At 65.6% G+C, this 12,517-nt stretch carries 10 protein-coding genes; 2 read left to right on the top strand and 8 right to left on the bottom strand.

Annotated elements, in window-relative coordinates:
* Positions 1–312: 312 nt before the first annotated feature.
* Positions 313–507: a DUF397 domain-containing protein gene (locus ACLQ23_RS23885; protein ID WP_425881106.1), complete on the bottom strand. Its 195-nt coding sequence runs from the start codon at positions 505–507 to the stop codon at positions 313–315.
* On the bottom strand, positions 500–1,381 hold the full coding sequence (locus ACLQ23_RS23890; protein WP_425881107.1) for a helix-turn-helix domain-containing protein: 882 nt from the start codon (positions 1,379–1,381) through the stop codon (positions 500–502). Before ACLQ23_RS23890 ends, ACLQ23_RS23885 begins: the two co-directional genes overlap by 8 nt.
* 434 nt (positions 1,382–1,815) lie before the next feature.
* Here ACLQ23_RS23890 and ACLQ23_RS23895 point away from each other — a divergent pair, with 434 nt between their 5' ends.
* Entirely contained in the window at positions 1,816–2,328 is a 513-nt protein-coding gene (locus ACLQ23_RS23895; protein ID WP_425881108.1) for an RNA polymerase sigma factor, read from the top strand.
* Positions 2,315–3,085, top strand: a complete 771-nt coding sequence (locus tag ACLQ23_RS23900) for a hypothetical protein (RefSeq protein WP_425881109.1) — start codon at positions 2,315–2,317, stop codon at positions 3,083–3,085. The genes ACLQ23_RS23895 and ACLQ23_RS23900 overlap by 14 nt, the downstream gene beginning before the upstream one ends.
* 64 nt (positions 3,086–3,149) lie before the next feature.
* Here the strand turns inward: ACLQ23_RS23900 and ACLQ23_RS23905 are convergent, their stop codons facing one another.
* The 6 genes from ACLQ23_RS23905 to ACLQ23_RS23930 all read right to left on the bottom strand — a co-directional run bounded on the left by ACLQ23_RS23905 (position 3,150) and on the right by ACLQ23_RS23930 (position 12,285).
* Entirely contained in the window at positions 3,150–4,388 is a 1,239-nt protein-coding gene (locus tag ACLQ23_RS23905) for a hypothetical protein (RefSeq protein WP_425881110.1), read from the bottom strand.
* Positions 4,389–4,532: 144 nt separating this feature from the next.
* Positions 4,533–5,342 (bottom strand): hypothetical protein, encoded by an 810-nt coding sequence (locus ACLQ23_RS23910; RefSeq protein ID WP_425881111.1) that lies wholly within the window; start codon positions 5,340–5,342, stop codon positions 4,533–4,535.
* Between the two features lie 302 nt (positions 5,343–5,644).
* Positions 5,645–6,538, bottom strand: a complete 894-nt coding sequence (locus ACLQ23_RS23915; RefSeq protein WP_425881112.1) for an HNH endonuclease — start codon at positions 6,536–6,538, stop codon at positions 5,645–5,647.
* A 16-nt stretch (positions 6,539–6,554) separates the two neighbouring features.
* Positions 6,555–7,178 carry a DUF6308 family protein gene (locus tag ACLQ23_RS23920; RefSeq protein WP_425881113.1) on the bottom strand — a complete coding sequence of 208 codons (624 nt, stop codon included), beginning with the start codon at positions 7,176–7,178 and terminating at the stop codon, positions 6,555–6,557.
* 1,498 nt (positions 7,179–8,676) lie between these two features.
* Positions 8,677–9,699 carry a hypothetical protein gene (locus ACLQ23_RS23925; protein ID WP_425881114.1) on the bottom strand — a complete coding sequence of 341 codons (1,023 nt, stop codon included), beginning with the start codon at positions 9,697–9,699 and terminating at the stop codon, positions 8,677–8,679.
* Between the two features lie 60 nt (positions 9,700–9,759).
* Positions 9,760–12,285, bottom strand: coding sequence for a GmrSD restriction endonuclease domain-containing protein (locus ACLQ23_RS23930; RefSeq protein ID WP_425881115.1), 2,526 nt, complete (start codon positions 12,283–12,285; stop codon positions 9,760–9,762).
* Between the last annotated feature and the right edge of the window lie 232 nt (positions 12,286–12,517).

The raw sequence follows: 12,517 nt of genomic DNA on the forward strand, positions 1-12,517 counted from the left end.
CAACCGACATCACGCCCGCGACAGCACCCGCCCACTGGCACTGCTCGGCATCACCTGACGACTTTGCCGGGGCCCTGATGTGCGGGGGGTGCGCGAGCGGCGCGCGGAGCTCATGGCGAGCGTCGGCGGCGTTCGGCCGCGCAACCCAGAAGCCGGCATTCGGCGATCAACCGCGTGAACGTGGAGGCGTGGCGGAACGGGTGGTCGTTGTTCAACGACGTGGCCCGGCCTGTGGCCCGGGACGCCTGATTGATCGCACGGCAGGAGCGCCTCCGGCGTGCCGGCCGGCTGCGCTCCCGTCTGATGTACGGCTCAGTGCCCAGACTTGGCGCCCCGCACGAAGCTCGTCCAGGCGGCGGGGGAGAAGGTGAGCGCCGTTCCGGCCGGGTCCTTGCTGTCGCGCACCGCGACGATGCCGGGCAAATTGTCGGCGACCTCCACGCAGTTCCCGCCGTTGTCGCCGCTGCGGGTGCTCTTGCGCCAACGGGCGCCGGTCAGTTCAGCCATGATGGACCTCTCCGATGATCTTGTTGATCAGTTGCCTCGATTGTTGCTCATCGAGGGCCAGTGAGGTCAGGCTCGCCCACACCTCTTCGTAGATGGCGAGCTCTTCCGTGCGGTCCAGATAGAGCGCCCCGGTCAGCGACTCGCTGTAGATGACGGACGGCTCCGGCACAACCCTGTTGCGGAGCGGGAAGTCCAACATGACGAAGGGTCCGGCTACGGCACCGAAGTGCAGACCGGCGGTCAGGGGGAGCACACGGATCGAGACGTGCGGGAACCGACCTACGCTGAGTAGGTGGCGTAGCTGCTCGACCATCGTGGCGGAGTCGCCGACGACCCTGAGCATGACCGCCTCGGAGAGAACGACCTCGAACTGCGGCGCGGGCGGAAGGCGGCGTTCCAGGAGCGCTTGGCGCTGCAACCGGACCTCAACCAGCCGCTCCCGTTCGTCCGGCGAGATGCGTGAGCGATGCTGGTAGACACCACGGGCATAGGCCCGGGTCTGGAGCAGCCCGGGAACCAGAGTGTCCTCGTACTCCCGAAGCCGTGATGCGGCGGATTCCAGGCCGACGTACAGCTCGAACCAGTCGGGGACGGCGTCGCCGTACGAGTGCCACCAGCCCTTGGCCTTGGTTTCGGCGGCCAGGGCGGTGAGGGCGCCGGCCAGGTCGGGCATCGCCCCGTACAGCTCGCACATGGCCTTGACGTCGAGGGCGCGGACCGGGCCGAGGCCGGTCTCGATGCGCCACATCTTCTGCCGGCTGCACTGCATCGCCTCTGCCGCGCCGTCCAGCGTCATCCGCGCCTCGGTGCGCAGCTCGCGCAGCGCCCGCCCGAGTTGCCGTCGCGGCACTGTCGATCCCATGTCGTCGGCCATTGGCTCCCGCCCTCTCCCTGTTGCATTTGTTGCATCCGAACGCCATCGGTGAAACGCGCGACCGTTGCGCCCGGGAATCAATTCCATTGGGTGCTGCCACGCAAAGCGATTACGCGTCTGACCCTACAAGGAACCCCCGACAGTAGCCATGAACGCGCAATTCCCACGCGCGTTAAGTCGACGTATTGTCGAGGTGGAATGGGGTGGGCTGAGGGCACGTCCCTGGCCGACCGGACCCCGATGGAGGCGGCCACCGCCAGCGGGATCGGGCGCAGCCCGGCGCCCAACAGTGCCTCCCGGTCGGGAGGCGCGGACTGCCGTTCGTACCCCCTTGATGGTTCTGGGTGTCGGTGGTGCCTTGCCACTGGATGCCTCAACCGGAGCGGCCTCTGGTTCGTCCTAGATACTGAGGACAACACCGAGGGGACCCTGTTGTGGCCGGTTGGGAGCAGGTGCTGACGGATCTCGTCAACACCAGAGGCGCGGCGCTGAAACGCTACGCCTACCTGCTGTGCGGCAATGACAGCGACGCCGAAGACCTGGTGCAGGACGCGTTGGTGCGGGCGTTCACCCGACCACTGCGCGACAAGGTCGAAAGCCCTGAGCAGTACGTTCGCAAGGCCGTCCTCAACCTCTACCTCGACCGGGTCCGTCGGCGCAGCGTGTGGCGGCGAGTGATGCCGTTCGCGGCCGCGCCGGACCGGATCGAGGACGACTCACGTGCCGTCGATGCCCGCCACGACCTCCAGGCGGCGCTCCTGGCGCTCGCCCCCCAGCAACGAGCCTGCGTCGTCCTCTACTACCACGTTGATCTACCAATCCCAGAAATCGCCGCACAACTCGGCTGCGCGGTCGGCACGGTGAAACGCCACCTGCACGACGGTCGGCGCCGCCTGGCCAGGCTGTTGCACGATGACACCAGGGAGGACGACCGTGCCGTCCGATGATCATCTTTGGCGGGACCGTCTGGCAAGCTTGGCAGACCGGGCCGCTCCGCCGTCGTTCGCCACCGATCGCCTGCGTGCACGTGTCCGGCGACGGCGCAATCTACTGGCGGCCGGAGCCGGCGCCGCGTCGATCATGGTGGTCTCGCTGGTGACGGTCGCCGCGGCCGGGATCGTCGGTGGCGGTGATCCGATCACCGGCACGGGCGCCACGCCGGGGCCGTCGACTCCCACCGGGCCCACCGCCACCACCGAAGAGGAGCCTGGGGTGTACGTCTGCGGCGACCGCTACGACCACCCCGGTTCAACCTCAGGAGGCGTCCTCACGGCAGAGGTGTCCTCGGTAGTCAAGGTGAATGGCGACTCCGGTCCCGCAGTAACGGTGATATTCACCGCCACGCGGGCGGTCCATGTGGCCTCCAGTCCGCCATCGCTCCTTCAGGTCCTCTACCTGAAGGACGGGGTCATTGTTGGCGGAGGGCCGATGGTCAACAAACCGGGCGACACCAGCGCCCAGGGCGTCGACGCGATCCGAGATGGGTTCGATCTCGCTCCCGGCAAACCCCACAAACAGCAGCTCGGTCCGAGAGAGATGTTGTGCCCTTCCCTGACCTGGCCCGAGATCTGGGCCCGGCCCGATCGCTACGAGGTCGCGGTGGTGCTCGGCCCGGTCGAAGACCGCGGGGAGGAGCTCGTCCTCGGTGTTCCGCTCCCGCCCACTGTCGCCTCGCTCGTGGTGAAAGCGGCACTGCCGGGCTGAAACAACGCTCTCCCCACGGAGCCCTCGACTGCAGGGCCCGCGGGGAGAGCGCCGATGCCAGAGCTTAGGGTGCGAGTGACATTCCGAGTATGTTGAAGATGGCCGGCGCCTCCGTCCACCTCGCCATCGAGGCGCCACTCTGGCTCACGATCCCGCGAGCCTGACGAACGTTGGCACTCACGTTGAACACGAGCCCGCCGCTGTCACCGTTTCGGGCCGCCGTGATGCCATCGCGTTGTTGGCCCTCGACGCCGCCGTGGGTGATGCCATTGGACCCCACCCATGTAAGCCAACTCTTGGTCACCTGGATGCCGCACACGACACCTGAGGTGTAGCCCGTGTGGCAGACCCAGTCTCCGGTGTAGGAGAGAGCTGAGCTGGTCACGTCGTTGACCGTGTAGTTGCCCGACTTTCCGTCCCACGTCCGGCTCGCTGTCGTTCCTGTGGAGGAGGTGTCGATTGCCACCGCGTCGTAATAGTCGGATCGGGTGGTCGTAACTCCGATCTTGTTGCGTCCACCGCTTTCCCACCCGGTGTAGATCGTCACGCTGTTGGCGAAGCAGTGCCCAGCCGTGATGAGGAATGACCGCCCGTCGGATTTCCGGCGGGCAGGCAGGCCGGACGAGCAGTCGTATCCCTCGCTCTGCGTAGTACTGGACGCGCTCAGGGCCGCGCCGGAGATCCATTGCGGGGTGTCCCGCCGCCGCGAAGCGTCGGCCATTGCGGGAGCCGGCTCGACGACGGTAGGAACGCCGACGAGCTCGGCGACGGGCCGCCGGGCGACGGCGGACGGTGTCAACGCCCCCGCAGCGCGTACGACATCCCGGGCGCGAACCTGCAGACCACTACCATCGGCGGGGACCGCCACGCTCTCGATCGACAGGTCCGTACGCTGCTGCTCGCTGATGAGTCGTTCACTCGCCGACTTCAACTCGTTGAGAGTGTGACGACCCTGCTTCAGCTCGATCCGGTCGGCTTCGATTGTCGGATCGGTCTTCCTCACCGCGGCAAGGAAGCCCTTCGCCGCGCCGAGATCCGTCAGATAGATCTTGACCGTCCCGGTTGTCCCGTCCAGCTCGAGACCGGAGAAAATGTCGCTGTGGGAGGCGGCCCCAACCGCCGCGGCTGCATTCGCGATCTCCCGCAGCGGCTGAAGCAGAAGGCCCTGCTCGGCGGGTGACATGGCCGCGATCTGCTGGTTCGTCAACTGAGGCGGATCGGCCGCCGCCGCCGGACTGCTCGCCAATGCAGTAATTGCTACCAAGGTCGCCGCGATGACGGCAGTCCCCCGCGCTGTGGACATCCAGTACCCTCCTCGATTTGAAATGAGGAGGCAGAGCTTATTGGGCCGTGATTGATCTCGATGCCCTGGAACGACTGACCCGTACAAAAGACGAACTGCACCAAATCATGCTGGCAGTGCGTGCCCGAGGCGGGGGCCTCAGTGCTATCCGTCAGCGGCGCGTACGACGAGGACCGTGCCGTCCCGGCCCAGCGAGAAGACCTCGCCCTGCGGGCGGGAGGCCGACCACTGGCGGAAGATGCGGGGCGCGGCCCGCAGGTACAGGCCGATCTGGCCCTCCGCGAGATGTCGGTACAGGTTGCTCTCCACGCCTCGAAACACCTCCAACGTTCGACCGTCGGGTAGTTGCGCGCGGTAGCGGGTGCCCTCGGCGCGCAGACCGTCGCGCAATCGCAGCGTCTCCGCCGTACTCGACATCCACGGCAGATCCGGCTCGAACAGGGCTGGCTGCGCCGGTGCTTCCGGCTCCCCGCGTTGCCGAGGTGTCGCGTACCCGCGGGCAGCAGCATTGTCACCCGCGAAGAGCAGTGCGGTGGCTGCCGCCGCCCTGGTCAGGATCTGGGTGAACCAGCCGCGCCGATCGGTGGGGATGTCGAACACGTCCGGTGCCCCGGGCGGTAGTTCTTCGGTCGGCGGGACATCGATGTCTGCTGCCGGAGCACCGCCAGCGGGGACCTCCAGGGCGCGGGCGTCGTTGGGTGCCGCGGGCTGAGGACGCCAGTTCTGGTCGTCTGGACTGGCACGCAACAGCTCGTCCAGGTCGTCGTCCGTGCCGGACCACAGGTCGTCGTCACCCGGCGGATCGAGCACGTACGACGTGATGCGTGTTCCGCTGAGACACGAGGCCACCATCAGCGACGGCTGGCAGCGCCCGGCCACCCGCAGCGCGTCGGAGGACTCGACCGCGAGCGTCGACTCGCGACCGAGCGATCGTACGAGCGAATCGAGATCCACCGGCCACTCCCGATGCAGATTGTTGAGCGCGGGCCAGGCGCTCAGGGTTATCGATCAATGGCAGAGTGTCAATGCGTCGGCCGGAGTGCGACACAAGGGATCGTCAGTCGTACCCCGCCGCAAGGAACTGCTCCTTGCGCCAGCGAAGCACCAGGGCGCGGGCACCGGGAAACCTTGCCCGGTAGCCAATGCCGCGCGCCACCCTCGGTGCGTCTCTGCGGAACGCCCGTGGTGGTCAGCACCATCGCGGGGCGATCGGCGTCAGAGCTGCCCCTTCCAGGAGTAGACGACCACCTGGCAACTCATCTCGGCTTGGGTGAGTCCGGTGTCGATAGGCGGGAGTGGCGCCCGCGCCGGCCGATCAGGTGTAGGTGAGCGGCAAGGCGGCGCTTTGACGGTTGGTCCTGAGCCCGAGAGGGAAGGCTGAGGCGCTTGCCGTAAAGGTCTACATAGGACGAGCTGGCGAGGCCTTCGGCGACGACGAGTTTGCCGTCCCGGTCGACACCGATGAGATGCAAATCGAACAGCGTGTGCAAGTCTGCGCGAAGAAGCAGTCCGTTTGCGACCAGGTTGCTGTGCGGTCCCATGTACCCGTCGATGTGCGCCGCCTCGAGAACTTGCGCGGCTCGCTCGCCGGTAACGGCGCACCGCCCGCCGTAGGCGCCAAGCAGGCGTTGTCGGAAGGCATGCTGCCCTTGTCGTTGAACGATCGCCCGGAGGGTACGGAGCCGGGTGTCCTCCCCAGGGCTCGGCTCGGAGCCCAGATCGGGAAGCGTCAGGCGCTGGCTTGTTAGCCAGGCGTCAAGCACCTCTGTGGTGTGCTGATTGGCTCGGACGGTCGCCCTTTGCGCGACCTGGCCGAACATCGACCGTGGGATCGGTTCGTGCATCAGGCGCTGTGTGGCGTCAAGGTTCCAGACCAGCGATGCATGCCAGAAGTCACCATCGAAATCGACGTCGATGACTTGGGCAAGTGCGCAGATGTGCTGGTAGGGGATCGATGCGTACACCCAGACGGCGTCACCAGGGCGCATCTGACGGAAGCCCGTTCCCAACACCCACCGATCAACCTCGTTGGGGTTCTGCCGGATGTCGTCGAACAGTTGTTGTGGCGACACCTCGGTGTTCCCGTTCCTGGTGTCGAGGTAGAAGTTGCTCTTCTCGTTCGTCGGATAGATCCAGTGAGTGATCGGCATGGCTTTCTCCGCCGTCCTACAGGTCGCGATCCTTGCCCTCGCGCCACGCGATCACATCGAGGATGCGTAATGCGCTGACCTCCCCCGGAAGCTGGACCGCGTCGCGGAGGCGCAGTAGCCGTCGATGCGCCGCGAAATCGTCGGCGCGCAGTGCTACGCGCAGTGGCTCCCACTGAGCCGAGACCGTATCCGTCACGGCAGCGACCACCGTGTCCCAGATGGGCCGCAGGCGTGGCCGCTTCCGCGCCAGTAACTTCGACGCGATGGTCGTACCGACACCCGGGATTGAGCGCAGCCCATCCATGATCGGCCACCCGGCCCAGTCGGCGTCGAGGATGTCGTCCTCGTTGGCCAGGTCCCGGTCGGGGCCGAGGTCTACGAGTAGCTTCGAGAACTCGTCCGAGCGGTCCCGCAGCAGCGCCCGTACCGCTGTCCTCGGTGCCTCGACGGAGAGGAACTTGATCGCGATCAGGTCATCGGCGGTGAAGCGCATGGGGTCGCTATCGGTTGCCCAGGTGTCGAAGTGTGCGCCTTCGGCGCAGCCAGTACCGAGATACGGGTCACCGTAGTAGCGCTTCAACAGGGCAATAGCGGCAGCATCATCGGATTGCTGGAGTGCATTAGGTAGCCGAAACGTCACGATCGGACCTTTCCAGCGTAAGAGGATCGTGTCTATCGACCAAAAGCACCGCCCTGCGCCTCATCGGCCACGCGACCCGCATGGCAGTGCTATCAGGGCCTGCAGCGGCTGGACGTTCACTCTGTGAGGATTAGCCGACGCCGCAATGCTTCGTGAAGCGCGGCAGCACTTGCGTTGTCCAATCCCGCAAGAAGAGTGAGCCTTCCGCCAGTGCTGTCCGGCCTCTGCGGGGCGGCGCGCCGCCGCAGCGCGGTGGCCAGCCGATCGGAGGCGCGCAGCACCCTGTGGACTTGACCAGCCAATGCCCCACGGTCCGCGCGACATTGAACTTAGGAACAGCGGCACATGCCGAGAAGGGACGGCACCACCCCACACGCGAAACAAGTGTCCGGATGAGGATCTCGTGCAGTCGGGAAAGATCGCGGCGCCGGGCGGTCCTGAACCGGCGGTCGCGTGGGCCGCGGTCGCTGGAGGGCTGCCTCTACCTCCTTAAAGGTCACCTTTGGCCAGCCGTGTGCTTGAACCTTCTTGACCAGCTTCTTCATACCGAGCTGCGGATACCTCACGCGCATGGCACGGGCCACGTCGGGGAGAGTTTGGCTTCCTCGTGCAGCCGCCGGGGCTCTCGCCGGCGCGGCCGCAGTGGCTGCACTGATTATGGTTATGGGGCCCTGCGGTGGCTGTTGTCTCCGCTCCGGTGCAGCTCTCCGTGCTTTGGAATTGGGAGACGGCTGGCTCTGCGACAGCGCAGGCTGGGAACTCAGGGCCCTGCGGATTTCGTCAACCGAGACGAGTGGCCAGCCATCCTGATGCAGATGCCGGGCGATCGTCGAGTCCTTGATGGTGGGCATTCGTTTTCGAAGAGCGCGGGCAGCGTCCGCCAAATCTCGCTGCGTGGGTTTGGTCCGGTGATCGGCGGTACTCGAGGTGACCTTGGAGACGGATCCGCGTGAGGGGCGCGTGTAGCCGGCGCGGCTTACGGGTTGGAGTCGGTCGAGCCAGACATCAGGCGTGCGGTCGGGCAGGTCGTCGTTTTCCCAGTCGTGCCGAGAGTCGGATGAATTTCGACCCTCCGCGTCGGCGTACCAATCCCTGATGGTTCGCTTGATTACCACGCCGCCTCCGATGTAGTCGGACCGGGACTTGGCCACAGCAGAGCCGCAGGAAGGTTGGTTCCTGCCATGAAAGAATCTCTATGCTATTGACGGTGGGACGCTCCCGAAAGTAGCCGTTCGTCCTGTTCGGACGACAGATGGATGGCCACGAGGAAGATCGGAGGTGCGCGTGGCGATATCAGGCCCGTTCGAGCACGAATTGCCCGTAGGCGGCTTACGTCGATTCCTGAACGAGGGCCATTGCATCTCACCGACTGTCGTCTACGTCGGCCGAATCGGGGGACGAGCGGCCGATGACTCACCCCTGGCCGCCATGCTCAATCTCCCACGAGACCGCCTCAGCGAAAGGGTGAACTGCGGGTGGGTGCACGCCCTCGAAACGGTCAGCGATGAGCCTCAGCTCGCGGTGGTGCCGCCACCGGACAGGTCCGCGACTGGTGACCGGCCAACTGGTTGTGACCCGCCACCGGATCCGGTCGACTATCAGCCGGTAACCCGACACCGACACGTACCACCTGTGCGAACTCCTGCCGAAGTGCCGTGAGGTCAACTGGCTGTCCGGCGAGTTTCGCGCACCAGTCGTCCAAGGGCCAGGCGGCATAATGTCCGTAGCGAACTGCGTAGATGGCCACCGAGTGCAGTGCGAAGGCGTCGGAATAGTCCAGCAGCACGTACCCCAGCAATTGGTCGATCTCGGCCCTCGTCAACCCGGCCGCACGGCTGCCGTCCGGCCGGGCCCTTTCCTGGGTGGCCTTGAAGTCGACAAGCACGCCGCCGACGATGAGATCGGCGTCGGCGTTGAGGTCGGCGCTGCCCTCGAACGTCGGCCCACTGGTCACCGGCCCAATCGGCAACCGTGGTAGCAGTTGCTTCACTGCCAGGTCGCGCATCGCGATAAGGTCAGTGACCTCGTCGGCGTTGGCCAGTGCCAGCAGGTCGGTCGCCCGACTGTCCGGACCGAGCTGCATCAGCCGGGATCCGTCTACCCGAGCCGCCCGATACAGCTCGACCAGGAGAGCGACCGCGTAGGACATCCGTGCCCACCACTCGTCAGAACGCTCCCCGAACCGGGCCAGGTGGATCGGCCCGGCGTGATTGGCGTCGTTATCGACCGCACCCAGGTCGTGCAACAGTTCCAAGCAAGCCCGTCGGCACGGCGCCCGCCCCGTGCTGAGCCCGGCTACCGCAGGCCTGACCGAAGGGGTCGGATCGATCAGAAACCGCAACCACCAGTCGATAGCGGCGCCTTGCGTCCAGAACGCGACCGTCGGAGGTGGCAGCACCCGGGCAAGGCCGGCGGCCTCCCGGTAGTCACTCTGTAAGTCGTGGTGGTGCGGGAACGTCGCGCGGAGCCAACGGGCCACCGGGCTCTTGGCGTTCTTCACCTCATTGGTCAGCGCGGGCACGGCTATCACCTCGATTGCTGCGAAGATAGGTCGGTCTATAGGTGAAGATTGCCCTTACCGCTAGACCGTGAGTGCCTCGTCCGCCCCCTCGGACAGATGCGCTTGGTCGTAGAACCACTGCAGGTGCTCCACAAGGGCCGAAGCGGCGGCATGGTCGGCGAGGATGGTCAGTGGGACACCGGGTCGCAAGGTGAGTTTCGCGGCGGCGATGCTCACGCCGGGAAGCTGATTTAGTCGCTGCCGGAATTGCTCACGCAGCGACACGTCGTCGAACGGCAATCGACTGGCCAGGTGTTGGAAGACGACCTCGGCTTTTCCGCTGGGGTAGAGCGTCACTGGCCAGATGTCGCCGTCACGGTGGCCGCGCTCCCGGGCCATGAGGAAGCAGGACGTCTCCGCTCCATCGCCGTAGAGGAGCGTGCCACCCATCTCGGTCCATCGGTTGAGCAGCGCCAGCGTTGCGCCCGCGACGACCGTGCCCTGAAGCACCCCGAGCTGCTCGGCAAAGCGTTCGGCGCGAGACTGCCCCTCGCCGGGTCGAGGTTGAGGCAGCCGCCGTGGTAATTCGTCAGGGGCCAAGCCGGTCAGCTGTGCAAGCTCGTCCAGGTCAATGCGTTGGGTCGGGTTCGCTCGACCGTGCTGATCGAACTCCACCCCTTCGGCTCGCAGAGTCGCCACCGGGTCGTCGGTGCGCCCATCGGGCCATCGGAAACCGGCAGCCATCGTCCCCTCGGCCTGCAGTACCCGATGAGCGTTGGGTACTGGGACGGCTCGTAGTCGGTTACCGACTGGCTGAGGCGCGGTGCCGATCAAGGCAGCGAGGTCCCCGTAAGTCGTCCAAGACCCGGTTGGCAACGCTGCGAGTGCTGCAGTCATCAGATCCCATCGCACCTCGGACTGCACAAGCGCTAACCCGGTGGGTCCTGGCCAGAGGTTGATGATTCGCTCGGCGAGCGCATCGGCGCGGGCGTGGATCTGCGGTCGTCCCCATCGCTCGCAGGCGACAATATCCTGAGTGAGGCGCACCCCGCTCTTGACAAGGTCTACCCGCTTGACGGAGAACGGCTTGTTGCCCAACTCGACGTTGTAGCCAGTCAGAGTCAGATTTCCCAAGGTGTGTTTCAGAGCATCGTGCACCTCGACGACGTTCTCATGCGGTTCCAGGTCCGCCGCGAGCATGCGCTGCCACTCTGGGCTCATGCTCTGCGGCAGCACATGCTCGATTGTCAGCTTCGTCAGCGAAACCGGCTCCTTGCTGTCGTACGACTCTTCCAACCAACGCAGCACCAGCGAACGCTGCGATGCCCGCCCGTTGGTATAGAACGGCAACGACCGGACGGCGTGGCGTACGTCGGAATCCGTTGCGTAGTACTTGCGGCCAGCCGACAGGTAGGCATGGACCGCCTCGTCGACCGGCAGATCTTTGTTCATCTCGGTGACGATGGACAGCAGATTTCGGTTGATGTTCGCCGTGGCGCGGCCGATCAGCAGCCGCCGTACCAGGAAGCTCTCCACGTACCGCATAGCGGACGCGACCTGAGGGCTGGTCGCGGTGCCGAGGCTGCGGCGGTCCAGCAGATGCAACAGCAGCGGGTAGACGGTGGTCGTCCCCCAGGCATGCAACCGCTCCAGCCGGAAACGTACGTCCGAGTCCTGCTCCTTGGCGGGATGCAGGATGATCTCCAGCAGCGCGCCCAGACGGCCGAATCGACGCACCTCGGCCTCGATGCCGTCCTCCGTGGCGATTCGGTCGAGTCGCGCCTGCTGCCGCGCGTACGTGTCGCCTTGCGTGATCCGTGGGTCGTGCTGCACCAGGTCCAGCCAGAACAGGGTCTCCAACTCCACCGAGTTGAACCGCTTCTGCAGTGGCAGCCAGTGCGCGTCATAGACGGTCTTACTGCGGTTCGGCAGACGCATGAACAGGTAGTTGCGCAGCAAGTCAGCCTGGGTCAGCTTGAGGCCGGTGTTGTTCAACGACTCGAAGATTCGGTAGACGTTGTCGTCGGGATGCGCAATCACCGAAACCAGCGCCAGCCCGAAGAGCACCGCATCTTCCAGGTGCTTTACCTGCGCAGCCGCCGCCGGCTCAGCCAGCCTGTCGCGGAAGAACTGGTACGCGGCGCCTACCTCCCCGCCGCCGGCTTGCGCTGACGAGTCCACGCAGGCCAGATATGCGTCAAGGTCGGCCTGCGTGGGGACAAGCTTCAACCGGCGCTCGGGCACCCACTGGTTGATCAGATACTGCCCGGTCAGGCGGTCGTGCGTGTCGCTTTCGTTGAGCACCCGGTGATCTCGGATGGCGCAGAGCAGGATGGAAAGGGTTGTCAACCGCTGCTGGCCATCGACCACCAGGAAGACGCCGACACCGGCGGGACCGTTGTTGGGACTGGGCGCCAGAACCAACGACCCAATGAAATGGGTCGTTTTTGGGTGATCGACGCGGTCCTCGGCGAGTCGGACAATGTCCTTCCAAAGGCGTTCCAGTTGGTGGTCCTGCCACGAGTAGGTGCGCTGGTAGAGGGGCACCTGGTATTGCTTCGTTCCTTCGAGCAGGCCTTGCAGGGTCGTTTCTGCCGCTGCAACCATCGGGAAGCCGTCACCTCATCCGTTCCGGACCCATTCCGGTCCGTGATCATAAGGGGGATCACAAAGAGCCGTACACCCCTTCTGCTGAGCGTTAGAGGGTGGAAACGCGTCCGGCCGCAGCGTAAGTCGTGGTGGGGGTGCGTTCAACGATTCGATTCGGGCATGTCTGTCGCGAATCCGACTCACTGCAGGGGATGCGCTGTTGCGCAGGTCAACTGCGGTAAGGGGTGCA

Origin of the sequence: Micromonospora sp. DT41 (assembly GCF_049841715.1) — a bacterium.
GTDB classification, from domain to species: domain Bacteria; phylum Actinomycetota; class Actinomycetes; order Mycobacteriales; family Micromonosporaceae; genus Micromonospora; species Micromonospora profundi.